Source organism: Bradyrhizobium centrolobii (assembly GCF_001641635.1).
GTDB lineage: Bacteria > Pseudomonadota > Alphaproteobacteria > Rhizobiales > Xanthobacteraceae > Bradyrhizobium > Bradyrhizobium centrolobii.
The window spans coordinates 159885-184077 of sequence record NZ_LUUB01000125.1 but is presented as its reverse complement, the minus strand read 5'-3'; the positions used below and the strand labels follow the sequence as shown (position 1 = coordinate 184077).

At 65.5% G+C, this 24193-nt stretch carries 26 protein-coding genes and 2 pseudogenes; 17 read left to right on the top strand and 11 right to left on the bottom strand.

The genetic code is table 11. The annotated features are described in order from the left end of the window. Nucleotides 1–2 precede the first annotated feature (2 nt). Both AYJ54_RS45145 and AYJ54_RS45140 read left to right on the top strand, forming a co-directional pair. On the top strand, nucleotides 3–830 hold the full coding sequence (locus AYJ54_RS45145) for an N-acyl homoserine lactonase family protein (protein ID WP_063708919.1): 828 nt from the start codon (nucleotides 3–5) through the stop codon (nucleotides 828–830). A gap of 107 nt (nucleotides 831–937) precedes the next feature. Beyond that, nucleotides 938–1822 (top strand): DMT family transporter, encoded by an 885-nt coding sequence (locus AYJ54_RS45140; protein ID WP_063708918.1) that lies wholly within the window; start codon nucleotides 938–940, stop codon nucleotides 1820–1822. A gap of 87 nt (nucleotides 1823–1909) precedes the next feature. Here AYJ54_RS45140 and AYJ54_RS45135 read toward each other — a convergent pair whose 3' ends face one another. Then, nucleotides 1910–2101, bottom strand: a complete 192-nt coding sequence (locus tag AYJ54_RS45135; RefSeq protein ID WP_063708917.1) for a hypothetical protein — start codon at nucleotides 2099–2101, stop codon at nucleotides 1910–1912. A gap of 31 nt (nucleotides 2102–2132) precedes the next feature. Further along, a complete protein-coding gene (locus AYJ54_RS45130; RefSeq protein ID WP_063708977.1) occupies nucleotides 2133–3290 on the bottom strand; it encodes an MFS transporter in 1158 nt (385 codons plus the stop codon). Nucleotides 3291–3472: 182 nt separating this feature from the next. Here AYJ54_RS45130 and AYJ54_RS45125 point away from each other — a divergent pair, with 182 nt between their 5' ends. Further along, nucleotides 3473–4732, top strand: coding sequence for an adenylate/guanylate cyclase domain-containing protein (locus tag AYJ54_RS45125; RefSeq protein WP_063708916.1), 1260 nt, complete (start codon nucleotides 3473–3475; stop codon nucleotides 4730–4732). A gap of 177 nt (nucleotides 4733–4909) precedes the next feature. On the opposite strand, the gene AYJ54_RS45120 is transcribed toward AYJ54_RS45125, so the two are convergent. Beyond that, entirely contained in the window at nucleotides 4910–6154 is a 1245-nt protein-coding gene (locus tag AYJ54_RS45120) for an MFS transporter (RefSeq protein ID WP_063708915.1), read from the bottom strand. Nucleotides 6155–6344: 190 nt separating this feature from the next. Between AYJ54_RS45120 and AYJ54_RS45115 the strand changes: the two genes are divergently transcribed. Continuing rightward, complete coding sequence (locus tag AYJ54_RS45115) at nucleotides 6345–7697, top strand: Nramp family divalent metal transporter (RefSeq protein WP_063708914.1); 1353 nt, start codon at nucleotides 6345–6347, stop codon at nucleotides 7695–7697. A 33-nt stretch (nucleotides 7698–7730) separates the two neighbouring features. Here the strand turns inward: AYJ54_RS45115 and AYJ54_RS45110 are convergent, their stop codons facing one another. The 7 genes and pseudogenes from AYJ54_RS45110 to hemB all read right to left on the bottom strand — a co-directional run bounded on the left by AYJ54_RS45110 (nucleotide 7731) and on the right by hemB (nucleotide 11737). Further along, nucleotides 7731–8129 carry a PIN domain-containing protein gene (locus AYJ54_RS45110; RefSeq protein WP_063708913.1) on the bottom strand — a complete coding sequence of 133 codons (399 nt, stop codon included), beginning with the start codon at nucleotides 8127–8129 and terminating at the stop codon, nucleotides 7731–7733. After that, nucleotides 8119–8349 (bottom strand): AbrB/MazE/SpoVT family DNA-binding domain-containing protein, encoded by a 231-nt coding sequence (locus tag AYJ54_RS45105; RefSeq protein ID WP_063708976.1) that lies wholly within the window; start codon nucleotides 8347–8349, stop codon nucleotides 8119–8121. The genes AYJ54_RS45110 and AYJ54_RS45105 overlap by 11 nt, the downstream gene beginning before the upstream one ends. 97 nt (nucleotides 8350–8446) lie before the next feature. Further along, nucleotides 8447–8818 carry a hypothetical protein gene (locus AYJ54_RS45100; protein ID WP_063708912.1) on the bottom strand — a complete coding sequence of 124 codons (372 nt, stop codon included), beginning with the start codon at nucleotides 8816–8818 and terminating at the stop codon, nucleotides 8447–8449. A 59-nt stretch (nucleotides 8819–8877) separates the two neighbouring features. Continuing rightward, nucleotides 8878–9505, bottom strand: a pseudogene (locus AYJ54_RS45095) (arginyltransferase); the annotation flags it as partial. 1 nt (nucleotide 9506) lies between these two features. After that, nucleotides 9507–9656: pseudogene (locus tag AYJ54_RS53335) on the bottom strand (arginyltransferase); the annotation flags it as partial. A 68-nt stretch (nucleotides 9657–9724) separates the two neighbouring features. Further along, nucleotides 9725–10270, bottom strand: coding sequence for an RDD family protein (locus AYJ54_RS45090; RefSeq protein WP_063708911.1), 546 nt, complete (start codon nucleotides 10268–10270; stop codon nucleotides 9725–9727). A 411-nt stretch (nucleotides 10271–10681) separates the two neighbouring features. Further along, nucleotides 10682–11737, bottom strand: coding sequence for a porphobilinogen synthase (gene hemB / locus AYJ54_RS45085; protein WP_063708910.1), 1056 nt, complete (start codon nucleotides 11735–11737; stop codon nucleotides 10682–10684). 124 nt (nucleotides 11738–11861) lie between these two features. On the opposite strand from hemB, the gene AYJ54_RS45080 reads away from it, so the two are divergent. The 13 genes from AYJ54_RS45080 (at nucleotide 11862) to AYJ54_RS45020 (ending at nucleotide 23069) form a co-directional block, all read left to right on the top strand. Further along, a complete protein-coding gene (locus AYJ54_RS45080) occupies nucleotides 11862–12359 on the top strand; it encodes a DUF6163 family protein (RefSeq protein ID WP_063708909.1) in 498 nt (165 codons plus the stop codon). Between the two features lie 521 nt (nucleotides 12360–12880). Further along, nucleotides 12881–13399 carry a transcriptional regulator LdtR gene (ldtR, locus tag AYJ54_RS45075; protein WP_027522899.1) on the top strand — a complete coding sequence of 173 codons (519 nt, stop codon included), beginning with the start codon at nucleotides 12881–12883 and terminating at the stop codon, nucleotides 13397–13399. A 201-nt stretch (nucleotides 13400–13600) separates the two neighbouring features. Then, nucleotides 13601–13837: a hypothetical protein gene (locus AYJ54_RS45070; protein ID WP_063708975.1), complete on the top strand. Its 237-nt coding sequence runs from the start codon at nucleotides 13601–13603 to the stop codon at nucleotides 13835–13837. A gap of 37 nt (nucleotides 13838–13874) precedes the next feature. Then, nucleotides 13875–14096, top strand: coding sequence for a hypothetical protein (locus tag AYJ54_RS45065; protein ID WP_063708908.1), 222 nt, complete (start codon nucleotides 13875–13877; stop codon nucleotides 14094–14096). Nucleotides 14097–14357: 261 nt separating this feature from the next. Further along, on the top strand, nucleotides 14358–15656 hold the full coding sequence (gene glyA, locus AYJ54_RS45060; protein WP_063708907.1) for a serine hydroxymethyltransferase: 1299 nt from the start codon (nucleotides 14358–14360) through the stop codon (nucleotides 15654–15656). Between the two features lie 15 nt (nucleotides 15657–15671). After that, entirely contained in the window at nucleotides 15672–16154 is a 483-nt protein-coding gene (gene nrdR / locus AYJ54_RS45055) for a transcriptional regulator NrdR (protein WP_011087793.1), read from the top strand. Further along, entirely contained in the window at nucleotides 16151–17299 is a 1149-nt protein-coding gene (ribD, locus tag AYJ54_RS45050; RefSeq protein WP_063708906.1) for a bifunctional diaminohydroxyphosphoribosylaminopyrimidine deaminase/5-amino-6-(5-phosphoribosylamino)uracil reductase RibD, read from the top strand. Before nrdR ends, ribD begins: the two co-directional genes overlap by 4 nt. Nucleotide 17300: 1 nt before the next feature. Beyond that, nucleotides 17301–17909, top strand: a complete 609-nt coding sequence (locus AYJ54_RS45045; RefSeq protein WP_063708905.1) for a riboflavin synthase — start codon at nucleotides 17301–17303, stop codon at nucleotides 17907–17909. 111 nt (nucleotides 17910–18020) lie between these two features. After that, entirely contained in the window at nucleotides 18021–18512 is a 492-nt protein-coding gene (ribH, locus tag AYJ54_RS45040) for a 6,7-dimethyl-8-ribityllumazine synthase (protein WP_063708974.1), read from the top strand. Between the two features lie 3 nt (nucleotides 18513–18515). Continuing rightward, on the top strand, nucleotides 18516–19013 hold the full coding sequence (gene nusB, locus AYJ54_RS45035; RefSeq protein ID WP_063708904.1) for a transcription antitermination factor NusB: 498 nt from the start codon (nucleotides 18516–18518) through the stop codon (nucleotides 19011–19013). 138 nt (nucleotides 19014–19151) lie between these two features. Beyond that, entirely contained in the window at nucleotides 19152–20150 is a 999-nt protein-coding gene (thiL, locus tag AYJ54_RS45030) for a thiamine-phosphate kinase (RefSeq protein ID WP_063708903.1), read from the top strand. A 131-nt stretch (nucleotides 20151–20281) separates the two neighbouring features. Then, on the top strand, nucleotides 20282–20671 hold the full coding sequence (locus tag AYJ54_RS45025) for a hypothetical protein (protein ID WP_201724339.1): 390 nt from the start codon (nucleotides 20282–20284) through the stop codon (nucleotides 20669–20671). A 274-nt stretch (nucleotides 20672–20945) separates the two neighbouring features. Then, nucleotides 20946–23069 carry a sodium-translocating pyrophosphatase gene (locus AYJ54_RS45020; protein ID WP_063708902.1) on the top strand — a complete coding sequence of 708 codons (2124 nt, stop codon included), beginning with the start codon at nucleotides 20946–20948 and terminating at the stop codon, nucleotides 23067–23069. Nucleotides 23070–23164: 95 nt separating this feature from the next. On the opposite strand, the gene AYJ54_RS45015 is transcribed toward AYJ54_RS45020, so the two are convergent. Next, the gene (locus AYJ54_RS45015; RefSeq protein ID WP_063708901.1) at nucleotides 23165–24166 is read right to left on the bottom strand and encodes a Bug family tripartite tricarboxylate transporter substrate binding protein; all 1002 of its coding nucleotides are present in this window, start codon (nucleotides 24164–24166) and stop codon (nucleotides 23165–23167) included. Nucleotides 24167–24193 lie beyond the last annotated feature (27 nt).

The window sequence follows — 24193 nt, the reverse complement described above, 5'->3', positions numbered from 1 at the left end:
CAATGCGTCCGATCGGCCTTGCTCTCTCCGCCATCGCTCTCGCGCTCTGCGCTTCTGCGGCGTCCGCGCAGGCGCAAAAACCCGGAGTGGAAAAGCTCTACATCCTCAATTGCGGGGAGGGCACCGCCGGCGACATCTCGCGCTGGTCGCCCGGCGTGAATGAAGGCAAGTCCATGGACTTTGTCGATAGCTGTTACCTCATCAAGCACGGGCAGGACTGGTTCCTGTGGGACACGGGCATTCCCGATGCCGTCGCCGCGATGCCCAATGGGCTTGCGCCCGCCGATCCCAAGGCCGTCACCTGGCACCGCCCGAAGACGCTTCAGGCCCAGCTCGAGCAGATCGGGGTGAAGCCGGCCGACATCAAGGCGATGGGCGTCTCGCACACCCATCCCGACCACATCGGCAATGTCGAGATGTTTCCGCAGGCCAGGCTCTATGTGCAGAAGGCCGAATATGACTGGCCCGGCACCAACAACGAGCCGCGCTTCAAGCCTTCCCACCCCGTCGAGCTGCTCGTGGGCGACAAGGACGTGTTCGGCGATGGCAGCATGACCATCCTGTCGACGCCCGGGCACACGCCGGGGCATCAATCGCTGCTGGTGAAATTGCCGAAGACCGGCGCGGTCGTGCTGTCCGGCGATGCCGTTCACTTCAAGGACAATTGGGACAACCGCCGCGTGCCCAGCATGAACGCCAACAAGGACCAGAGCGCAGCCTCGATGCAGAAGATCGCCGACACGCTCGCCAAGGAAAAGGCGCAGCTCTGGATCAACCACGACAAGGCCCAGCGCGACAGCCAGAAGCTGGCGCCTCAGTTCTACGACTGAACTCCCGCGAGGGCCGGAGGATTTCCGCAGGCGGATCGGCGCTGCTGCCATGACGATGGCGGCAGCGCCGTGCTAGGCGGCGGCCTTGGCTCCGTGAGGGAACGTCTGTGGCGGAATGGATAGGTGTCGCCATCGCGCTGGCGTCCAGCAGCCTCGGCGGCACCGCGGCGGCGATCACCCGCTATCTCGTCGGTGGCGCCGACCCGATCCTGCTCGCGATCCTGCGCTGGGGCATCGGCTTTGCCTGCCTCTTGCCGAGTGCGCTCCTGCTTGGCGTGCGCTGGCCGTCGCCGCGCGATCTGCCGGCCGTGGCGCTGCTCGGCGTCTGCTTCTTCGGCCTGTTCTTCATCCTCTACAACATCGCGGTGTCCTACACGACCGCCGCGCGCGCCAGTCTCGCGCTGGCGACGCTGCCGCTGCACACCATGGTGGTTGGCGCGCTTCTCGGCGTGGAGCAGCTGACCGTGCGCAAGATCACAGGCGTCGGCGTCGCGGTGCTCGGCGTGGCGGCGGCGCTCGCCGCGGGGCTGGCGCAAAGCCCGCCGGGCGCCTGGCGCGGCGAACTGATCATGACCGGGGCTGTGTTCTGCATGGCGTTCTACAACGTCTTGTCGCGCCCGTTGATGCGGCGCTCGAGCGCGCTCGGTTTTCTCACGGTCGGCATGGGCGCGGGCGCCGTCGCGCTGGTAGCGGCGGGTTTTTGGCGCGGCAGCTTTGCGGCGCTCGATCATTTCACGGCGGGGCAGTGGATCGCCGGCGTCTATCTCGGTATCGGCGGCGGCGCGCTCGCCTTCATCCTCTGGGTCAAGGCGCTGGAACGCGCCACGCCGACCCGTGTCGCCAACACGATGACAGTCAATCCGATCGCGGCTGCCTTGCTCGCGGCGCTGCTGGTCGGTGAACCGATCACGCCCAACCTGCTCGTCGGGCTCGTTGCGGTCTTCGCTGGTATCTTGATCGCCACGAGCGAAGCCAAGCCTAAAGCGCGATGAGATTGGGATGAATCGTCATCGCGCTTTAGGTTATTGTCTGAGCACGATCTTGCCGGAAAACCGCTACACACTTTTCAGGATCATGCTCTAGCTCCGCGGCGCCGTGACCGGCGGCGGGCCGCCTTCCGGCGCCTTCTTCGGCTTCAGCGTGCCGGCATAGAACGAGAGCAGCCACACCAGCACGACGGCGAGGAGATAGACGCCCCAGGCCTGCGGCGGTGTTGTCGCCCAGCGGAAGGCGCGTCGCAATGTGCCGGGCGTGCCGGTGTCATCGGTCATGGTCCGCTTGTGCGCGAAAGCCGCAGCGCGGTCAATCCGGCCGGTGCTCCGCGCGGATCAGGAACAGCGCCGCCAGCGCCGAGAGGCTGAGCGCGGACGAGACCATCAGCACCTTAGCTCCCATGACGTCGATGAGCAGGCCGAAGGCGAGCGGCGCCACGGCCTGCGCCATGCGCGCCGGCGCGCCGATGATGCCGAGGCGGTAGCCGAAATCCTTGGGGCCGAAGATCGAAAGCGGCAGCGTGCCGCGCGCAATCGTCAGGATGCCGTTGCCTGAGCCGTGGAACAGGGCGAAGGCGCTCGCCGCGGCGCCGCCGAAGATCGCCACGATCACGGCGCCGATCGGGTGGGTGAGGCAGGCGAGCCGCGTCGACCACAGCGGATGGAAGCGGCTGAGGAAGCCCGCTTCGAGAATGCGGGCGCCGACCTGCGCCGGGCCGATCAAGGCGCCAGCCGCAATCGCCTCGACGGGCGTCGCGCCGGTGGTCTCGAGGATGCGCGGAAAATGCGCGGCCATCGCGCCGGTCACGGTCCACACCGCGGCGAAGATGAAGGCGAGCAGGACCATGGTGCGGTCGAGCGGCACATGCGGCTTCGCCGCCGTTGCCGCGGCCTGCTTGGCGCCCCTGATCGCCGGCAGCATGAAGAAATTGAGGGGAAGGCCGATCAGGATGTTGGCCGCCGCCCAGGCAAAGCAGGTGTCGCGCCAGCCGATATGCGACAGGCCCCAGGCGGTGAGGGGCCAGCCGACGGTCGAGGCAAAGCCCGCCATCAGCGTGATGCCGGTGATGGAGCTGCGGGCCTCGGTGCCGTAGATGCGGCCAAGCGCGGCGAAGGCGGCATCATAGAGTCCCATCGCCATGCCGATGCCCAGCACGAGCCAGGCGATCGCCATCACTGCTACGGATTGCGAGAAGCCGAGCAGCACAAGGCCGGCGGCGATCGTCAGGTTCGAAGCCGACAACACCTGCCGTCCGCCGACGAGGTCGATCTGCCGCCCGATGCGCGGGCCGAGCATCGCGGAGATCACGAGCGAGGCAGAGAACGCGCCGAAGATCCAGTTGGAGGAGACGCCGAGGTCGCGTGCCATGGGATCGGCGAGCAGGGCCGGCAGGTAGTAGCTGGAGGCCCAGGCCAGGGTCTGCGTGGTGCCAAGCGCCAGGATGATCGGAAGCTGTCGCTGGCTCATATCCTCGCGTTTCTGGTTCGAGTCGGCGGCGATGTCATCAGTCGACATTTGCGGCCCGCACGAAGAGCGCGTCAACCGCGCCTGCGGCATATTCGACCTGCGGCGGATGGGAGCCTTGATTGTGCACGGTGCGCGCGCGGCTTCCGCCTTTCGCTCGTCACGAATGCACGCCATAATGGCGTATGCAATTGACCTCGCGCCTCGAGCTGATGAACTGGCTGACCGGCCAGGGGCTCACGGGCCTGCCCGAAAACGAACTGCTCCGCGGCTTCTGCGAGCGCTGCCGTGCCGAAGGGCTGGAACTCTCGCGCGGGCTCGTCGTCATCGACACGCTGCATCCGATCTACGAGGGCCGAGGCTTCCGCTGGAGCGACCGGCCGAGCAACGAGAGCGACGTGTTCGAATACGGCTCGACGGCGGAAGGCGACGCGGCCAAGAGCTGGCGCCGCTCGGTGTTCTTTCACATGCTCGAGCACGGCCACGACGAGATGGTGCTCGATCTGGCCGATGCACCGTCGCTCGATTTCTCGCAGATCGGCGAGCTCGCCGAAAAGGGCCACCGGCACTATCTCGCCTTCGTGCACCGCTTCGGCGAGACCGGCGCGCTCGGCCTGATGGATTGCCTCTACTCCTGCTGGACGACGCGCCGCACGGAAGGCTTCAGTGAAGCCGAGCTTGCCGCGCTGCGCGATCTCGTGCCGGTGCTGGGGCTCGCGATCAAGTCGGCGCAGCAGGTCGACATCGTGCGCACGCTCGGGCGCGTCTATCTCGGCCGCGATGCCTCTGAACAGGTCCTGCGCGGGCGTATCTCGCGCGGCGTCACCGAGCGCATCAACGCCGTGCTCTGGTATTCGGATTTGCGCGGCTCGACCGGGATCAGCGAGAGCATCGGTCCGGACGAAATCATCCCCTTCCTCAACGACTATGCGCAGGCCGTGATCGATGCGATCCACGACGCCGGCGGCGACGTCTTGAAGCTGATCGGCGACGGAGTGCTCGCGATGTTCACCGGCGAGGACATGGCGACGGCGCGCCGTGCGGCGCTGCGCGCCGAGCACCTGTTCCGCAAGAACGCCGTGGCATTGAACAAACGGCGGGCGGCCGACGGTCGTCCGACCACGTCGGCCTATATCGGCCTGCATGTCGGTGAGGTCTTTTACGGCAATATCGGCAGCGAGGACCGGTTGGACTTCACAGTGGTGGGGCCGACCGTCAACGAAGTCAGCCGCATCGCCTCGATGAGCCGCTCGGTCGACCGCGAACTGCTGGCATCGGCGGAGTTTTACAAGGGCCTGGATACGGCCGGTCGCCGCTATCTCGTCTCCACCGGCCGCTACGCGCTCCGCGGCATTGGCCGCGCGCAGGATCTCTACACGCTCGATCCGGATATCGACGCGAGCGAACCGGTGACGGGAAGTTACGAGCGGTACCTGGCGGGTTAACTTCGGCGTCGTCCCGGCGAAGGGGACCCATACCGCGTGATCTATCGATGGCGGACTGTATCGGTCCCAACGAAGGCAACGCAACCACTGGCCTCCGCCAAACTTCTCCCTTGGGGTTATGGGTCCCTGTGTCTTCGCCGGGGCGACGTCGGAGGTTGTTGCCCAATCGCGATGTAGCTAACACCGCGCCGCTGCGCCGTCCTCCACCATCTTCGGCTGCCGATCCAATGCAACCGCAGGCGAAAGCCAAATTACCAGCGCCTGCACGGCGAACACCGCCGCCGCGAGATAGAGGCACGCCTCCGCGCTCCAGAGGCCGCCGACGACCGCGCCCAGTGCCGAGCCGAGCGGGCGGGCGCCGTAGCTCATGATGTTGATGGCGGAGACACGGCCGAGCAGGCGCTGCGGCGTCACGGACTGGCGCAAGGTCGTGGTCGAGATCACCCAGAGGATCGGTCCGACCCCAAGCAGGAAGAAGCTCAAGCCCGCGAGCCAGGACGAGGGGACCAGCACCGTCAGCGCCATCACCACCGAGGCGACGAAGCCGGTGACCGGGCCGAGACCGATCACGGTGCCGAAGGCGATGCGGCGCATCACGCGGGTGGCAAGCAGCGCGCCGATCACCATGCCGACGCCGTACATCGCAAGCACGATGCCGACGCCGGTCGCCGAAAGGCCGAGATGCCGCACGGCGTAAGGAACGAACACGGCGAGCTGCAGGAACCAGCCGGTGTTGAAGATGAACTGGGTGACGAACACCGGCCGCAGCAGTGCGTGGTGAAACACGAAGCCCGCGCCCTCGCGGATGTCCTGGAACGGGTGGCGCCGTGGCGCGGGCGCGCGGGCGGGCTCGTAGAGGCCGGACAGCAGCACGACGGCGACGGCGGAAAGCAACGCGGCAAAGGCGAAGGCGGGGCTGGCGCCAAGCCAGCCGACCAGTGCGCCGCCGAGCGCAGGCCCGCTTGCAAAGGCGATGGTGCGCGCGAGCTCGATCCGGGCATTCGCCGCCGGCAGCAGATCCGAACTCACCAGCGAAGGCACCAGCGCCGGCGCCGCCACGCTGTAGACGACGGTGCCGCACACCGCGGCAAAGCCGAGCAGCGCCAACAGCGGCAGGTTGAGGGCGCCGAGCCAGAGCAGCAGCACGACGGCCGCGAGTGCCGCGGCCCGTAGTGCCTCGGCGCCCGCCATCAGCGAACGGCGGGAGATGCGGTCGGCGAGCAGGCCCGCCGGGATCGCGAACAGCACGAAGGGCAGCGTGAGGGCGGTCTGCAACAGGCCGGTCTCGCCTTCGGCGACGCCGAGCGTCAGCACGGCGACGATGGGCGCGGCCGCGAGCGCGATCTGCTCGGCCGACTGGGCGGCCAGGTTGGACCAGGCGAGGCGGTTGAAGGTGTCGGGAAGGCGAGGGGGCATTGACATGGCACAGGTCCTGCAAATCGATCTGGTGCCAGTATCCGCCTCAGGGGACGGCCAAACCCACCCGCTTCCCGACAGGACCGGGCATGGCGACCCCGGGGATGGGCGCGGCCGCCCCCGGGGACGGAACCGGTGCGGCTAGATGCAGTTGCAAATGAGTTGCAATAAGGATTGAGTTCGGTATTCTGCCAGCATGGATGCCCGATCACCCGATCTGATCCCCGACGCCGCCCGCTGGCGCACTGATGCGCCTGCCACCAAGAGCCTGGCCGAGGTGAACGGCACGGTCGCGATCCCCGCCGCCGCGGCGTGGTGGCGCCGGCTGCTCGCCTTTGTCGGCCCGGGCTACCTCGTCTCGGTCGGCTACATGGACCCCGGCAACTGGGCGACCGACCTCGCCGGCGGGTCGAAGTTCGGCTACACGCTGCTCTCCGTCATCCTGCTCTCGAACCTGATGGCGATCCTGCTGCAGTCGCTCGCAGCAAGGCTCGGCATCGTCACCGACCGCGATCTCGCGCAGGCCTGCCGCGCGACCTATTCGCCCGCGGTGAACTTCTTGCTGTGGCTGGCCTGCGAAGCGGCGATCATCGCCTGCGATCTCGCCGAGGTCATCGGCACCGCGATCGCGCTCAAGCTGTTGTTCGGCATTCCCCTGATCGGCGGCGCGCTGCTCGCCGCGCTCGACGCCTTCCTGCTGCTGCTCCTGATGAACCGTGGCTTCCGTTTCCTCGAAGCCTTCGTCATCGCGCTGCTCGCCGTGATCGCGATCTGCTTCGCCATCCAGATCGGGGCCGCTGCTCCGCCGGTTGCGGAGGTGCTGCGAGGATTTGCACCGAGGACCGAGATCTTCACCAACCCCGAGATGCTGTACATCGCGATCGGCATCATCGGCGCGACCGTGATGCCGCATAACCTCTATCTGCACTCTTCGATCGTGCAGACGCGCGCCTATGAGCGCAACGATGCAGGCCGGCGCGAGGCGATCAAATGGGCGACGACGGACTCGACCGTTGCGCTGATGCTGGCGCTGTTCATCAATGCCGCGATCCTGGTGGTGGCGGCCGCGACCTTTTATAAGAGCGGCCACTCCGACGTTGCCGACATCGCCCAGGCGTTCGAGCTGCTGTCGCCGCTGCTTGGCCTTGGCATCGCCTCGACGCTGTTCGCGGTGGCGCTGCTCGCCTCGGGTCTGAACTCGACGGTGACGGCGACGCTGGCCGGCCAGATCGTGATGGAAGGCTTTCTCGACCTGCGCCTGCCGAGCTGGGCGCGCCGCCTGCTTACGCGCGGCATCGCCATCGTTCCGGTGATCGTGGTCACGGCGATCTATGGCGAGCGTGGTACGACCGATCTCCTGGTGTTCAGCCAGGTCGTGCTGTCGATGCAGCTCCCCTTCGCCGTTATCCCGTTGGTGCGCTTCGTCTCCGACCGCCGCAAGATGGGCCAGTTCGCGATTCCGACGCCAGTTGCCGCGATCGCATGGATCGTCGCGGGCGTCATCGTGATTTTGAACCTGAAGCTGCTGGTGGATACGTTGCTTGGGTAGATAGCTCACATCGCGATTGCCGCACGCGGTTGCCTAGAGAAATGGATTGGTGACGCGAAGTCCTTCCTTGACGACCAGTCCATTCTGGAAATCTTCGGACAGCAACGTGTCGCAACCCGCATCGAGTGCTGAGGCCGCAATCATTGCATCGCAGATAGGCATTCCGTAGCGCTCGGCTAAGCGGAGACCCATATCGTGGACCTCTACAGTGACCGGATTCACGGTAAGTAGGCCGCGCAATAGAGCCAAAAAAGCGTACGTGTCGTTCCATGGCAACCGCAGCTTCCGGCGCGACACATTGGCAAGCTCGTTCAACACCTGAACGCTGACGGTGCCGCCGTGCGATAGTGCGTGTTCGACACGGTCAGCCCTCGTGGCATCTCTCGAAAGGAGGTACACGAGGACATTTGTGTCGAAGAAATTACCTGGCATTCGCCTCGTCCCTGTCGAATTTGAAATCGGCTGGGAGACGATCGCGGAAGGTGCGAAGGCGCCTCAATAGTTCATTACGATCGGGCTTGCGCGAGACCCCGAATTGCCGGGTTCCGGCGACGTGAATTTCAATCTCGTCACCCTCTTTCAGCTCGAGTGCATCGACGACAGCTGCGGGAAGGCGAACCGCAAGACTGTTTCCCCATTTGGCGACCAACATGAGCATTTTCCTTTGGATATACGGTCCGAAAATGTATATCCAATCTGCGCGCTGTCAAGCGTAGCACTGCTATGGGGTGCTCCCGACGGCCCGTCCATTAAGGCTTCGGGCGAACCGACCGTGACTTGGACTGCACGCGGCGTCGCGGCTCGTATGGGCTGAACGGATTCACGTCGAGATCGACAACCTTCACGCATTGCTGGCGCTCGCGATGGCTTGAGCCCTCATGCCACTCTCCAATGCGGAGTTCGACATTGCTCATCTCGGCCAGCTTGAAGCACTTCCATTCGCCCTCGGGCGGCAGGCCTTTGCTGGAGCCGCCAGCGAACTGAAAGGCGAGCGTGTATTCCTGGCCATTGGTATGGCCCAATATTGCGGGACAAATGGCGCGCGGGTGACCTTGGTAGAAACAGAGCACTTGCTGCCGCTCGATGATTGCCCGTGCGATCAATTCATAGGTGCTCGACAAGGAAATCTCCTTAGCCGCTCCTATCTCTCAGTTGGCAATTCGACCGACCGGCGCGCCAGTCAATCCTGCGGCTCAGACGCAGCGTCGCCTTGCGCGTCGACGCGCAGCCAGCCCGAAGGCGCGAGGCGCTGCTGCGGCAGGAAGCGGGCCTTGTAGTCCATCTTCTTCGAGCCTTCGATCCAGTAGCCGAGATAGACGTAAGGCAGACCCTGGCGTCGGGCGCGTGCGATGTGGTCGAGGATCATGAAGGTGCCGAGCGAGCGGCTGACCTGGCTGGGCTCGAAGAAGGAATAGACCATCGACAGCCCGTCGCTGAGCACGTCGGTAAGCGCGACCGCGAGCAGCTCTTCGCCGCGGCCGGTGATGCCGCTGTCGGGGCCGCGCCGGCGGTATTCGATGATGCGGGTCTCGACATGGCTGTCCTCGACCATCATGGCGTAGTCTAGCACCGTCATGTCGGCCATGCCGCCATGACGGTGGCGCGCGTCGAGATAGGCACGGAATACCGAATATTGTTCGGAGGTCGGCACCGCGCTGCGCTGCTCGCCGATGATGTCGGCGTTGCGCGCCAGCACTTTGCGGAAATTACGGGAGGGGCGGAACTCGTTGGCGATCACCCGGACCGAGACGCAGGCGCGGCACTGGTCGCACGCAGGCCGGTAGGCGATCGACTGGCTGCGGCGGAACNCCCGCCATGGGTGAGGAGGTCATTGAGGTCCCCGGCGCGATCCCCGACGAGGTGCGTGAACACCTTGCGCTCGTGCCGGCCCGGCAGATAAGGGCAAGGGGAGGGCGCCGTGAGGTAAAACTGGGGGGTGTCGCGCGAGTGCTGGGTCAAGGTACGTCGTGGGCCTCCAAAGTGTGCATTAGCATCGCGCTACGGAGGCCCCCGGTCAATCGATTAGCTCAATAGGTCCGCGATGCTTGCGGTACAGCTGCGCGCTCCGAGTTATTGATCACGATCGTTCCGAGCACGAAGTCGTGCAGCAGGCGCCGGCGGCCGTTGAACAGGCCGACCAGGACCACGAAGGGCGACAGGAACGAGACCGACACCCAGAACAGCACGGCGTGCGTGGCGCCAAGCACGAAATAGCCGGGCGCGCCGTACCAGGTGCGCAATTCGAGATCCATCACCCGCATGCCGATCGTCGCGGACGACGGACCGCCGATGCAGGCGCCGTAATAGACGATGGCCCAGATCACAGATGCGGGCCAGGCCAACCAGAACAGCGCCCAGCCGAGGCCGAGCGTGACCACGCCAAATACGGCGATGAAGAGGTAGCCGAGGATCACCGGCACCGAGATCACGATGAGGTCGATCAGGAAGGCGAACACCCGCCGCGTCGCTACGCCGCGGAACAGTTCCGGATGCAGATAGGGATCATAGGCATGCGGCGGAACGCCGCCGTCATTGCGCCAGGCGCCCGAATTACCCGAGTCAGAATACGACATCGTTCGTCCTCTCAAGGGAAAACTCCCGTGGCAGGACATGGGAACAGGCCGTCCTCGTGCCAAGGGCGCGCTGGCGCAAACAAGCGGAAATATTCCGGCGATTCCGCGGCGCCGCGGGCTGGAGCGCGTTGCAATCGCAACAAACTCGACGTCGTCCTGGCGAAAGCCAGGACCCAACCCCAGGGAGGAGTTTGGCGAAGATCAGGAGTTGATCCCTTCACCGGTACCAAGACCGCACGTCATGGAGAGATTCCGCGGGCCTGGCGTTCGCCAGGACGACGCCGGGGAGGTTGGGCGACCATTAAAGCGGGCCTCGTAGGGTGGACAAAGGCGCGTCAGCGCCGTGCCCACCATCGATTGCCGTTATGCGCGCAGAGTTGGTGGGCACGCGTCGCTTTGCCCACCCTGCAATTACTGCGCCCGCAGCTTCTCCGCGGCCTTCGGCGCGAAGTAGCTCAGCACGCCGTCGGCGCCGGCGCGCTTGAAGGCCAAAAGGCTCTCCATCATCGCACGATCGCCGTCGAGCCAGCCGTTGTTTGCGGCAGCCGCGATCATCGCGTATTCGCCGGAGACCTGATAGGCGAAGGTCGGCATCGCAAACGTGTCCTTTACGCGGCGCACCACGTCGAGATAGGGCATGCCGGGCTTCACCATCACCATGTCGGCGCCTTCGGCGATGTCGAGCTCGACCTCGCGCAGTGCTTCATCGGTGTTGGCGCTGTCCATCTGGTAGGTGCGCTTGTCGCCGGTCAGCGTCTTCGCCGAGCCGATGGCGTCGCGGAACGGGCCGTAGAAGGCGGAGGCGTATTTCGCGGCATAGGCCATGATCTGCACGTCGAGCAGGCCTGCGCGGTCCAGCCCCTCGCGGATCGCGGCGACGCGTCCGTCCATCATGTCGGAGGGCGCGATGATGTCGCAGCCGGCCTCGGCCTGCACCAGTGCTTGACGCACCAGCACCGCGACCGTCTCGTCGTTCAGGATCTTGCCGTCGGCGATCAGGCCGTCATGGCCGTGGCTGGTGAAGGGATCGAGCGCGACGTCGCAGAGAATGCCGAGATCGGGAAATTCCTTCTTGATCGCGCGCACCGCCTGGCAGACCAGATTGTTCGGGTTGGTGGCTTCCGATCCCTCTTCGTCGCGCAAGGACGGATCGGTGTAGGGAAACAGCGCGATGCAGGGGATGGTGAGCTTCATGGCGCGGTCGGCCTCGCGCACGGCCTGGTCGACGCTGAGGCGGTCGACGCCCGGCATCGAGGCAATCGCCTCGCGCTTGTTGCTGCCGTCGATCAGGAACAGCGGCCAGATCAGGTCGTCGGTGGTGAGCACGTTCTCGCGCACCATGCGCCGGGCCCATTCGGCCTTGCGGTTGCGGCGCGGGCGGACGGTCAGATCGAGGGCGGGGGAGGCGACTGCGCCAGGGCGCGCGACCTCGCGCAATTCGATCGGACGTCCGTATTTGATCGCCATTACTCTTCCTCCGGCAGGAATTATTCTTATACCAGCTTGCGTGGTTCCCGTCACCGCGGCTTGACCTGCCGCAAGTTGATGGCAGCCGATTGATTTTGCGGGGCAAAGCAGCCAGAAGGGGGCCATGTCCGAGATATCAACCCGCGATGCCGCCCGCGACAGCGCCCGGGACAATACCAGAGACAATGCCCGGGATAAGGCAATGTCGGTGGCGGCGATCTCGTCGGAGCGCTCCGAGTCCGACGAGAACGTCTGGACGCGCCGGCTTGTGCTGTTTCTGCGCGTGATGGCGCTGCTCTCGATCCTCAAGGGCCTCTACCACTGGGCGCAGGTCACAGGCTTCGTCGGCGGTGAGGACGAGGCGTTCGAGAACCAGTCGATGGCCTGGCAGGCGGCGACCGTCTACTTCGCCGTGATCGAGCTCGTCGCCGCTGTCGGCCTCTGGTTAGCTACGCCCTGGGGCGCGGTGGTGTGGCTGACGACCGTAGTGTCGATGGCGGTGATCGAGCTGATGTTTCCCGGAATCTACGGCGGCAGCCTGATCGTGGTCGGCGTGGAGGTCTTCATGCTCGCCGCCTATCTCGCGCTCGCCTGGATGGCCGCGCGCGAGCGGCCGCCGTAGCGACTGCAACTGGCATCCGCACACACTCTCGTGCCGCGGACGCAGCGCAGCACGCAGTGGTGCGCTGCAGAGCCGGGCCTATCTCTCCGCGATGTCGTTTGTGGCACCTGCGTCCGGGCTCGGCGTGGCAGCGCTTCGGAGCTTGCGAGGTGTCCGTGACACGTGAGGATCATCGCGTGTTCGTGGTTGATCGTTGGTTGCCTAAAATTTGCGGTAAGTTTTCATTGACCAGCCCGTTCCGCCACAGCCGTTACGCGCTCGTTTCGAAACAGGGCAGGGCTGTACTGGAATGCGACAGAACCGGCGGACGGAGGGTGAACAAGACCTTGCGACGGTCAACAGACGGTTGCAAAAAGTCCTTGCTGCACAGGCTTAATCCGCAATTCACTGTCTTAAATTCATGATCTCTTTATTCTCTTATTTAAGCTGATCTTCAAACGGCCCCCTTAAGTTGCACCTATCAGGCGGGACAAAAGTTTCGTCGAATAAGTGTCGATAAAAACGACAACAGGGGAAGTGTCATGATGAAAGCCGTCGCAACTGCGGCAGATACCGCAGAGCGCGTCGCCGGCCAACAGGGCTCGGTGCAGTCGCTCTATCTGGAAGCATTGACTCTGGTGGAGCGGCTGCATCGTCGTCTCCTCGACGTGATCAAGGACGAGTTCGATCGCCGTGGCCGCGCCGACATCAACTCGGTGCAGGCGCTCTTGCTCTACAACATCGGCGACAAGGAGCTGACCGCGGGCGAGCTGCGCACGCGCGGCTACTATCTCGGCTCCAACGTCTCCTACAATCTGAAGAAGCTGGTCGAGCTCGGCTTCCTCGATCATCAGCGCTCGCGCGTTGATCGCCGCTCGGTGCGCATCCGCCTGACCCCGCAGGGCCAGGAAGTCCGCCGCATCGTCGATGCGCTCTACCAGAAGCACGTCAAGACGGTGGAGCAGGTCGGCGGCATCTCGGGCGAGGAGTTCTCCACGCTCAACAAGTCGCTGCACCGCCTCGAGCGGTTCTGGACCGACCAGATCCTGTATCGGCTCTGAGTTCTTTCAGAGGGATCAAGGCCAAGCCGGCCCACAGTAAGACCGGCAAGCCTCCCGAACGTGCCTAACTTCCCCAATCGCGCCGGCCCGGCTCTGCCCGGACCGGTGCGTTTTGTCTTTTTGCAGTCGCGAAAAAAGCTCGCCACCCGACGGAACGAGTTCCCCGCTCGGTGCTTATCTCTTCCGGATCGGAGGATGACGATGCTGGTCGAGCGCGGACTGGGCGTGATGAATGTGGAACTCGTGAGCGAGGCCTACGCCATCGCCGCGAACTACCTTCGCCGCTCCGGCGCGATGCCCGACACGCTCGTCACCAACGAACGCCTGCTCGCGATCATCATCAAGCTGCTCCAGCACGGCGAATTCAACAAGATCAGGCTGGCCAACAAGGCCATCGCCAGGTTCGAGGACCAGTCCGAGGCCAAAGCGTTTGCCTGATCAAGACTCCCAAAATCCGGAAGAACCAGAGGGTGCCATGGAAGCTGCCATCGATCGCATCATGAAGACCTATGACCTGCTCGCCAACCGCACCACGGCGGCCAGCGAGGAGGCGAGGGCGAAGGTGACGATTTACCTCAACACGTTGATGGAAGCCGGCGAAAAGGACACCCACAGGTTGACCGTCTGCGGCCTCACCTATTTGCATCAGCTCGACGGCAGTATCGATCCCGTGAAGGCGGGGTATACCGGGCTGTAGGGCAGGGTCGGCGCCCCCGTGCGGGGCTAAATGGTCCGAAGCGGCCCTTCCTGGATGGTTGGCGCGCCCGCAATTCTCTGAGGGCCGCCGGCGTTCCAAAATCCCGCAATCCCCACCATATCTTGCATAAATATCGCCCCGGACCCGCAAATGCTTGGCCGGGGACGGGCGATGTGGTAGATCGCGCTCGCCGCTTCCGATCGCCACACCAGACCCGCCCGTAGCCCGCCAAACGGCTGCGGCGGTGGAGATATTCGCAAGATGACTTCCGCCAAAACCGCCTCTGCGCCCGATTCGTTTTTCACCGCCTCGCTCGAGCAGGCCGACCCGGAAATCGCCGCCGCCATCAAGGGCGAGCTCGGCCGGCAGCGCCATGAGGTCGAGCTGATCGCCTCCGAGAACATCGTCAGCCGTGCCGTGCTGGAAGCGCAGGGTTCGGTGATGACCAACAAATACGCGGAGGGCTATCCGGGCGCGCGCTACTATGGCGGTTGTGAATGGGTTGACGTCGCCGAGAACCTCGCGATCGATCGCGCGAAAAAACTGTTCGGGGCGAACTTCGCCAACGTGCAGCCGAACTCCGGCAGCCAGATGAACCAGGCAGTGTTTCTGGCGCTGATGCAGCCCGGCGACACCTTCATGGGCCTCGATCTCGCGGCCGGCGGCCATCTCACCCACGGCTCGCCCGTCAACATGAGCGGCAAGTGGTTCAAGGCCGCGCACTACACCGTGCGCCGCGAGGACCAGGTCATCGACATGGATGCGGTGGCCAAGCAGGCCGAGCAGATCAAGCCGAAGCTGATCATCGCCGGCGGCTCGGCCTATTCGCGCGCCTGGGACTTCAAGCGCTTCCGCGAGATCGCGGATAGCGTCGGCGCGTATCTGCTGGTCGACATGGCGCACTTCGCCGGCCTCGTCGCCGGCGGCGTGCACGCTTCGCCCGTGCCGTATGCTCACGTCACAACGACCACGACGCACAAGTCGCTGCGCGGTCCGCGCGGCGGCCTGATGCTGTGGAACGACGAGACGCTGACCAAGAAGCTCAACTCGGCGATCTTCCCGGGCCTCCAGGGCGGCCCGCTGATGCATGTGATCGCGGCGAAGGCGGTCGCCTTCGGCGAGGCGTTGCGTCCGGACTTCAAGGTCTACGCCAAGAACGTCGTCGAGAACGCCAAGGCGCTGGCCGAGACGCTGAAGAGCCACGGGCTCGATATTGTCTCCGGCGGCACCGACAACCATCTGATGCTCGTCGACCTCAGGCCGAAGGGCCTGAAGGGCAACGTCTCGGAGAAGGCGCTGGTCCGCGCGGCCATCACCTGCAACAAGAACGGCATTCCCTTCGATCCCGAGACGCCCTTCGTGACTTCGGGCCTGCGTCTGGGCACGCCGGCTGCGACCACCCGCGGCTTCGGCGTCGCCGAATTCCAGCAGGTCGGCGGCATGATCGCCGAGGTTTTGAACGCGATCGCGCAGTCCTCCGACGGCAAGGCGCCGCTGGTGGAAGCCGCGATCAAGGAACGGGTCAAGGCGCTCACCGATCGGTTCCCGATCTATCAGTAAGGCTGGGCCAAGAGGATGCGCTGTCCGAACTGCAACAGTCTCGATACGCAGGTAAAGGACTCGCGTCCGACCGAGGACTCTTCCGTGATCCGCAGGCGGCGCGTATGCGTCGCCTGCAATTTCCGCTTCACGACCTTCGAGCGCGTGCAACTGCGCGAGCTCACCGTGATCAAGCGGAATGGCCGCCGCGTGCCGTTCGACCGCGACAAGCTGATGCGCTCGGTGCAGATATCGCTGCGCAAGCGGCAGGTCGAGCCGGAGCGGGTCGAGAAGATGGTCTCCACCATCGTGCGCGAGCTCGAGACCGGCGGCGAGGCCGAAATCTCCTCCGAGGTGATCGGCGAGACCGTGATGGAGCATCTGCGCACGCTCGACGACGTCGCCTATGTGCGCTTCGCCTCGGTCTATCGCAATTTCCGCGAGGCCAAGGATTTCGCCGACGTGCTCGGCGAGCTCTCCGGTGAGGAGGAAGCGCGGCTCGCCGCGATCCGCAAATGATCTTCCGCATCCTGGAAGATCAGTTCGCGCAGAAGGCGCGCGAGTCCAAGGACGCCGATCGACGCTTCATGCAGCTTGCGCTTTCGCTCGGCCGGCGCGGGCAGGGGCGCACTTGGCCGAACCCGGCCGTCGGCGCCGTCATCGTCAGGGATGGCGTCATCGTCGGCCGCGGCTGGACGCAGCCCGGCGGGCGGCCGCATGCGGAGCCCGAGGCCCTTCGCCGCGCAGGCGAGGCGGCGCGCGGCGCCACGCTCTACGTCACGCTCGAGCCGTGCTCGCATTTCGGCAAGTCACCGCCCTGCGCGGACGCGGTGATCGCGGCCGGCATCAAGCGGGTGGTGGCGGCGATCGAGGATCCCAATCCTGAAGTCGCGGGCCAGGGTCATGCGCGGTTGCGTGCGGCCGGCATCGCTGTGGACGTGGGCCTGTGCGCGGCGGAGGCCGCGTTCGACCACGCGGGACATTTCCGCCGTATCCGTGACAAGCGTCCGCATGTGATCCTGAAGCTCGCGGTCTCGCCCGACGGCAAGATCGGTGCGGCCGGCGGCAAGCCGGTGGTGATCACGGGACAGGCGGCGCGTAACCGCGTGCATCTGCTCCGCGCGCAGAGCGACGCCATCCTGGTCGGCATCGGCACGGTGCTGGCGGATGATCCGCTGCTCACCTGCCGCCTGCCGGGCATGGCCGCGCGCTCGCCGGTGCGCGTGGTGCTCGATCAGAGCCTGCGGATTCCGGCATCGAGCCAGCTCGTCCTTACCGCGCGCGAGACGGCGCTCTGGGTGGTCGGCTCGGAGCTTGCGGAAGCCGCCGCGGCGACACGCCTCGGTGCGGGCGGGGCGCAGATCATCCGCGTGCCGCCCGGCAACGCGACGGGGCTCGATCTGCCGGCCGTGCTGCAAACGTTGGCGGAGAAGGGGATCACACGGCTGATGGTCGAGGGCGGCAGCCGGGTTGCGGCTTCGTTCGTCGCGGCCGATCTCGTCGACGAGGTCTGGCTGTTCCGCGGAGCGGAAGATATTGGCGAGGCCGGCGTCGATGCGCTCGATGCATTGCCCCTGTCGAAAATCACGCAGTCGCAGGTGTTTCGCGTTCATGCTAGCGAGACATTCGACAAGGATACTCTCACCATCTACGAGCGCGCATAGAATGTTCACCGGCATTGTCACCGATATCGGCGAGATCGTCAGCCTGACGCCGACCGCACAGGGGCAGCTGCATCGCCTGCGCATCGCCTGCCGCTACGATCGCGCGACCATCGCCGACGGTGCCTCGATCGCCTGCAACGGCGTCTGCCTGACGGTAGTCGCTTCCGGCGTCGAGGGCGATAAAACCTGGTTCGATGTCGACGCCGCCGCCGAGACGCTGGCGCTGACCACGGCGAAGCACTGGAAGGTCGGCACAAGGCTCAACCTCGAGCGCGCGCTGAAGATCGGCGACGAACTTGGCGGCCACATCGTCGCCGGCCATGCCGACGGGATCGCGACCATCGTCAGCCGCGAGGACCTGCCCGACATGGCGCGGTTCGAGCTTAGCACCACGCGTGAGCTGGCGCGGTTCATTGCCACCAAGGGCTCGATCACGCTCGACGGCGTATCGCTGACGATCAATACGGTGGCCGACGTGACCTTTTCGGTGCTGATCATCCCGCACACCCTGACCGTCACGACCATTGGCGGCTGGAAGGCGGGAGCCGAGGTGAATATCGAGGTCGACCTGATGGCCCGCTATGCGGCGCGGCTGACGGAAATGAAGTGATGGTGACTAAAGATCGTCATGCGCGGGCTTGACCCGCGCATCCATCCTCTTAAGAGGTCTTGACCCGATGGATTGCCGGGTCGAGCCCGGCAGTGACAAAGCAGGTTTATGATGGCAGACGCGCGTCGCGCACCCCTGAAGGACCAGACCGACATTTCCGGCGCGCGCGCGCTGATCGTCGAGGCGCGGTTCTATGACGATCTCCAGGATGCGCTCTTGGAAGGCGCGGTTGCCGAGCTGAAGGCGGCGGGCGTGACCCATGACGTGATCACGGTTCCCGGCGCGCTGGAGATCCCTGCAGCCGTGGCAATCGCCGTCGACGCCGCGGCAGCCAACGGCAAGCCGTATGACGCGGCGATCGCGCTCGGCTGCGTCATCCGCGGCGACACCATCCATTTCGAGATCGTCTCGCAAGAGTCCTCCCGCGCGCTGATGGACCTCGCGGTTTCGCGAAAGCTGCCGCTCGGCAATGGCATCCTCACCGTCAACACCGAGGCGCAGGCGTGGGCGCGGGCGCGCGCAAGCGAACTGAACAAGGGCGGCGATGCCGCGCGGGCCGCACTGGCCATGCTGCGCATCAAACGTCGCCTGGCGCGGGCCTGACACATGGCTGACAACGGCAAAAAGCAGGCCGGCGGGCTGGAGAAGAAGGCGAACCGGCGCGGTGCCGCGCGGCTCGCAGCCGTCCAGGCGCTGTACCAGATGGACATTGCGGGCGCCGGCATCAACGACATCTTCGCCGAGTTCGAAAGCCACTGGCTCGGCAACGAGGTCGAGGGCGACAAGTACCTGCCGGCCGAAGCGGCGTTCTTCCGCGACGTCGTCTCGGGCGTCGTGCGCGACCAGAAGAAGCTCGATCCCCTGATCGACGAGGCACTGTCGAAGGGCTGGCCGCTCAAGCGCATCGAGGCGATTTTGCGCGCGGTGCTGCGGGCGGGGGCCTACGAGCTCCAGCATCGCAAGGACGTGCCGGGGCGCGTCGTGGTCTCCGAATATGTCGACGTCGCCAATGCCTTCGTCGATCGCGAGGAGACCGGCATGGTGAACGCGGTGCTCGACCAGATCGGCCGCCAGTTTCGCGGTGACGAGTTCGGGCGGGGGTAGTTATACATTCCGCTGTCATCACCCGCGAGAGCGGGTGATCCAGCACGCCGCGGCAGCGGTAGTTGACATCAGGCGTCTCGGCGTACTGGATCACCCGGTCAAGCCGGGCGACGACACCGGTGGTTGGGGCTGACATCGATGACGACCTCGCACAATCCCTCCGGCGAAGACTCCCTCATCGCGCGCTATTTCAAGCCGCTGGCGACTGATCCCGGCGCGTTCGGCCTGGTCGATGACGCCGCCATCCTGCGGTCGTCCGGCGAGGACATCGTCGTCACCACCGACGCCGTGGTCGAGGGCGTGCATTATCTTGCCGATGATCCGCCTGGCGCCATCGCGCGCAAGGCGCTGCGGGTGAACCTGTCCGATCTTGCCGCCAAGGGCGCGGTGCCGGCCGGCTTCGTGCTGACGCTGGCGCTGCGCAGCAAGGAGGATGCCTGGCTGAGGCCGTTCGCGGATGCGCTTGGCGAGGATGCGAGGAGCTTTGCATGCCCGCTGCTCGGCGGCGACACGGTGTCGACGCCGGGGCCGCAGATGATCTCGATCACCGCCTTCGGTCGTGTTCCGCAGGGACGGATGGTCGGGCGCACCGGCGCTCGGCCGGGCGACCGCATCCTGGTGACGGGGACGATCGGCGACGCCGTGCTCGGCCTCGACGTTCTCAAGGGCGGGGCGGCCGCCAAGGCGCTGGCCTCCAATCCGCGCGCCCGGGAGATGCTGGTCTCGCGCTATCGCGTGCCGCAGCCGCGCAATGCGCTGGCGCAGGCCGTCCGCGACCATGCGACCTCGGCGATGGATGTCTCCGACGGGCTTGCCGGCGATCTGACAAAGCTCTGCGCGGCATCGGGCGTCTCCGCGACGATCGATGTCGCGAGTGTGCCGCTGTCCGCGGCGGCAGCAGGCCTGGTTGCGCGCAACGCCGTTGGCGTCGCGACGCTGCTTGCCGGGGGCGACGACTACGAGGTCCTGTGCACCGTTCCGGCCACGCACAGCGACGCGTTGCTTGCGGCGGGGCGGGCGGTGGGCCTTGCGGTCACGGCCATCGGAACGATCGTCGAAGGCTCCGGGCGGCCGCGTTTCCTTGACGGCCAGGGCAAGGAACTTGCGCTGAAGCGGCTGTCCTACAGCCACTTCTGAATTCGAGCCCGCCTCGGCAAGCCCCCGGCAAGTGGTGCTCGCATTGCAAGCCCGGCCGGGGCTGCACGATCCACGACAATCTGCCGAGCGAGTGCGCGGTGTTCAATTGTCTCTCGAGAACCGAGTCGGCGATGTCCATGCAATGGAAGCCCGATCAGTCGAAGATGGTGCTCACCGTGCATCCCCAGACCAACAACATCCACCTCGTGGTTGATCCCGGCCTGCCGTCGGCCTGGAGCCGGCAGCCTTATCACGGCCAGTTGCGCCTGTTGTCGAAGAACAACATGCCGAAAGGCCATCTTGTGGTGGTGTTCGTCAATGAGCTGGCGACGCTCGTCCTGCCCGGCCAGGATGTGCAGCTCGGTGCCCTCACACGCGAGGAGGTCGTTTCGGTGACGCAGGAGGCCGGACCCAATGGCGGCGTCTACGAGATCAAGATCTTGACCCGACGCACAACAGCCGACGGGCGGACCTTGGAAATGGCGTCAACGTCCCGTCATCCCGTAAGGCCCGCGGCCTGAGGCGGTGGCAGGAGGACTGGCCCTCGTCGGTATGTCGAAGAGCCGCTTGCGGGCATTTCCGCGAAGCGGGCGTCTAGGCCCTAAATACCCGCCGAGATCGACGTTTTCCGCCGCTTCCGGCGTTGCACCATCAATTTGATTTTGGCAAGCTTGCGACCGATTAGGGCCATCCCTTCGAGCAAGGGGCGGCCCTGTTCAACATAAAGGCGCCGCACTGCACGACGGAAAAACAAAGGCGCCGGGGGTACATCAAGGATCTGAGGCAAAAAATCACATGACAGCATTATGGTTGATAGTGCTCTGCGGAGTGCTTTCCGTCGTCTACGCGATCTGGGCGACGTCTTCGGTGTTGGGTGCGGATGCGGGGTCACCGCGCATGCAGGAGATCGCGGGAGCGGTGCGCGAAGGCGCACAGGCCTACCTGCGGCGTCAGTACAGCACGATCGGCCTGGTCGGCATCGTCATCTTCCTGCTGCTTGCCTATTTCCTCGGGGTCTATGTCGCGATCGGTTTCGCCATCGGCGCCATCCTGTCGGGGGCGGCCGGCTTCATCGGCATGAACGTCTCGGTCCGCGCCAATGTGCGCACCGCACAAGCCGCCACGACCTCGCTGGCGGGCGGCCTCGAGCTCGCCTTCAAGGCGGGCGCGATCACCGGCCTTCTGGTGGCCGGCCTCGCGCTCTTGGGCGTGACGCTTTACTTCGGCTTCCTGACCTATTCGCTGAAGCTGGCGCCGGACAGCCGCACCGTCGTGGACGCCATGGTGGCGCTCGGCTTCGGCGCCTCGCTGATCTCGATCTTCGCCCGTCTCGGCGGCGGCATCTTCACCAAGGGTGCGGACGTCGGCGGCGACCTCGTCGGCAAGGTCGAGGCCGGCATCCCGGAGGATGATCCACGCAACCCGGCGACCATCGCCGATAACGTCGGCGATAACGTCGGCGACTGCGCCGGCATGGCCGCTGACCTGTTCGAGACCTATGCGGTGACCGCGGTCGCCACCATGGTGCTGGCGGCGATCTTCTTCGCCAAGACGCCGATCCTCGCCAACATGATGACGCTGCCGCTCGCGATCGGCGGCATCTGCATCATCACCTCGATCATCGGCACCTTCTTCGTGAAGCTCGGGCCGAGCCAGTCGATCATGGGCGCGCTCTATAAGGGCCTGATCGCAACCGGTATCCTGTCGCTGATCGGCATCGCCGGCGTGATCTACTACCTGATCGGCTTCGGTAAGCTCGACGGCGTCGACTATACCGGCGCGGCGCTGTTCGAATGCGGCGTGGTCGGCCTCGTCGTCACCGCGCTGATCATCTGGATCACCGAGTACTACACCGGCACCGACTATCGTCCGGTGAAGTCGATCGCCCAGGCCTCGGTGACCGGCCACGGCACCAACGTGATCCAGGGCCTCGCCGTCTCGATGGAGGCGACCGCGCTACCCGCGCTCGTCATCATCGCCGGCATCCTCGTCACCTACAGCCTTGCCGGCCTGTTCGGCATCGCGATCGCGACTGCGACCATGCTGGCGCTGGCCGGCATGATCGTCGCGCTCGACGCCTTCGGCCCCGTCACAGACAACGCTGGCGGCATCGCCGAGATGGCGGGTCTGCCGAAAGAAGTCCGCAAGTCGACCGACGCGCTCGACGCGGTCGGCAACACCACCAAGGCGGTGACCAAGGGCTACGCGATCGGCTCCGCCGGTCTCGGCGCTCTGGTGCTGTTCGCGGCCTACAACCAGGACCTCAAGTTCTTCGTCGCGGGGTCCGCGCAGCAGCATACCTACTTCGCCGGCGTCAATCCGGACTTCTCGCTCAACAACCCCTACGTAGTGGTGGGCCTGCTGTTCGGTGGCCTCCTGCCGTACCTGTTCGGCGCGATGGGCATGACCGCGGTGGGACGCGCGGCCGGCGCGATCGTCGAGGAGGTCCGTCGCCAGTTCCGCGAGAAGCCCGGCATCATGCAGGGCACCGACAAGCCGGACTACGGCAAGGCGGTCGACCTGCTGACCAAGGCGGCGATCAAGGAGATGATCATCCCGTCGCTGCTGCCGGTGCTGTCGCCGATCGTCGTCTACTTCGTGATCTACGCGATCGCGGGCGGCGGTGCGGCCGGCAAGTCGGCGGCGTTCTCGGCGGTGGGCGCGATGCTGCTCGGCGTGATCGTGACGGGCCTGTTCGTCGCGATCTCCATGACCTCGGGCGGCGGCGCCTGGGACAACGCCAAGAAGTACATCGAGGACGGCCATTTTGGTGGCAAGGGCTCTGACGCCCACAAGTCCGCCGTCACCGGCGACACCGTCGGCGATCCCTACAAGGACACGGCCGGCCCCGCGGTGAACCCGATGATCAAGATCACCAACATCGTGGCGCTGCTGCTGCTCGCGATCCTCGCGCACTGAGCGGCGAGAGCGGTGCAAGACAAAACCCCGCGGCGTGAGCCGCGGGGTTTTTGTTTGGCGCAATGACGGAGGTGGGCCAGCGCTCGCCTTGATGACTACTGCACATCCATCTGCAGGCCTTCCTTCTGGATGATGCCGGCGAACTTCTTCGTCTCGGCGTCGACGAAGTCGGCAAACTGCTGCGGGGTGCCGTAATCGGCGCGCGCGCCCATGGCGGCGATCTGCTTCTTGATGTCGTCGCGTTCCAGCATGGCCTTGACCTGGAGGTTGAGCGCGTCGAGCACGGGGGCGGGGGCGCCCTTGGGCAGGAATACCGAGAACCAGGACGACACGTCGAAATTGGCGAGCTCCGCCGCGCTGTCGCGCATGGTCGGCAGGTTCGGCGCGAGGTCGCTGCGCTCGGTCGTGGTCACGCAGAGGCCGTTGAGCGTGCCGTTCTGCACCTGCGGCAGGCTCGGATAGAGATTGTCGAACAGGATCTGGATGTCGCCAGCGAGCGCGGCCTGGAGCGCTGGCCCTGCGCCGCGGAACGGGATGTGCGTCATCTTCAGCCCCGTGAGCTGGAGGAACCAGGCGCCGGTGAGGTGCGGGCTCTGGCCGACGCCGGAAGAAGCGTAGCTGAGCTTGTCCGGATTGGCCTTGAGGAAGGCGATCAGCTCGGGGATCGATTTGATACCGGTCTTCGGATGCGCCGAGACGATGTTCGGGATCCGGATCATGTTGGAGACCGGCTGAAGCTGGTCCGGCTTGTAGGTGAGGTTCTTGAAGATGCTGTAGGCGATCGCGTTCGGACCGGGATTGCCGATCAGGATGGTGTGGCCGTCCGGCTTGGCGCGGACCACCTCGGCGGTGCCGATCGTGCCGCCGCCGCCGGAGCGGTTCTCCACGACGGCCGACTGGCCCCAGGCGGTTTGCAGGTGAGCGGCCAGCAGCCGGCCCATGACGTCGGTCGAGCCGCCGGCCGCGGCCGGCACGATGATGCGGACGTTCTCGGTCGGCTTCCAGTCCGCAAGGCTCGATCGCGGCAGGATGGCTGCGGCCGACAGGCCGGCAGCACCGGCGAGCACGCGACGACGGGACAACAACTTTTGGGGCACGAATCCACTCCCTGCTTCTTGTTTTGC

Bases quoted from the DNA above. Each gene is read 5' to 3' on its own strand.
- AYJ54_RS45145 (WP_063708919.1), top strand. From the start codon at position 3: ATGCGTCCGATCGGCCTTGCTCTCTCCGCCATCGCTCTCGCGCTCTGC.
- AYJ54_RS45135 (WP_063708917.1), bottom strand. From the start codon at position 2,101: ATGACCGATGACACCGGCACGCCCGGCACATTGCGACGCGCCTTCCGC.
- AYJ54_RS45130 (WP_063708977.1), bottom strand. From the start codon at position 3,290: ATGAGCCAGCGACAGCTTCCGATCATCCTGGCGCTTGGCACCACGCAG.
- AYJ54_RS45125 (WP_063708916.1), top strand. From the start codon at position 3,473: ATGCAATTGACCTCGCGCCTCGAGCTGATGAACTGGCTGACCGGCCAG.
- AYJ54_RS45120 (WP_063708915.1), bottom strand. From the start codon at position 6,154: ATGTCAATGCCCCCTCGCCTTCCCGACACCTTCAACCGCCTCGCCTGG.
- AYJ54_RS45115 (WP_063708914.1), top strand. From the start codon at position 6,345: ATGGATGCCCGATCACCCGATCTGATCCCCGACGCCGCCCGCTGGCGC.
- AYJ54_RS45110 (WP_063708913.1), bottom strand. From the start codon at position 8,129: ATGCCAGGTAATTTCTTCGACACAAATGTCCTCGTGTACCTCCTTTCG.
- AYJ54_RS45105 (WP_063708976.1), bottom strand. From the start codon at position 8,349: ATGTTGGTCGCCAAATGGGGAAACAGTCTTGCGGTTCGCCTTCCCGCA.
- AYJ54_RS45090 (WP_063708911.1), bottom strand. From the start codon at position 10,270: ATGTCGTATTCTGACTCGGGTAATTCGGGCGCCTGGCGCAATGACGGC.
- hemB (WP_063708910.1), bottom strand. From the start codon at position 11,737: ATGGCGATCAAATACGGACGTCCGATCGAATTGCGCGAGGTCGCGCGC.
- AYJ54_RS45080 (WP_063708909.1), top strand. From the start codon at position 11,862: ATGTCCGAGATATCAACCCGCGATGCCGCCCGCGACAGCGCCCGGGAC.
- ldtR (WP_027522899.1), top strand. From the start codon at position 12,881: ATGATGAAAGCCGTCGCAACTGCGGCAGATACCGCAGAGCGCGTCGCC.
- AYJ54_RS45070 (WP_063708975.1), top strand. From the start codon at position 13,601: ATGCTGGTCGAGCGCGGACTGGGCGTGATGAATGTGGAACTCGTGAGC.
- AYJ54_RS45065 (WP_063708908.1), top strand. From the start codon at position 13,875: ATGGAAGCTGCCATCGATCGCATCATGAAGACCTATGACCTGCTCGCC.
- glyA (WP_063708907.1), top strand. From the start codon at position 14,358: ATGACTTCCGCCAAAACCGCCTCTGCGCCCGATTCGTTTTTCACCGCC.
- nrdR (WP_011087793.1), top strand. From the start codon at position 15,672: ATGCGCTGTCCGAACTGCAACAGTCTCGATACGCAGGTAAAGGACTCG.
- ribD (WP_063708906.1), top strand. From the start codon at position 16,151: ATGATCTTCCGCATCCTGGAAGATCAGTTCGCGCAGAAGGCGCGCGAG.
- AYJ54_RS45045 (WP_063708905.1), top strand. From the start codon at position 17,301: ATGTTCACCGGCATTGTCACCGATATCGGCGAGATCGTCAGCCTGACG.
- ribH (WP_063708974.1), top strand. From the start codon at position 18,021: ATGGCAGACGCGCGTCGCGCACCCCTGAAGGACCAGACCGACATTTCC.
- nusB (WP_063708904.1), top strand. From the start codon at position 18,516: ATGGCTGACAACGGCAAAAAGCAGGCCGGCGGGCTGGAGAAGAAGGCG.
- thiL (WP_063708903.1), top strand. From the start codon at position 19,152: ATGACGACCTCGCACAATCCCTCCGGCGAAGACTCCCTCATCGCGCGC.
- AYJ54_RS45025 (WP_201724339.1), top strand. From the start codon at position 20,282: ATGTCCATGCAATGGAAGCCCGATCAGTCGAAGATGGTGCTCACCGTG.
- AYJ54_RS45020 (WP_063708902.1), top strand. From the start codon at position 20,946: ATGACAGCATTATGGTTGATAGTGCTCTGCGGAGTGCTTTCCGTCGTC.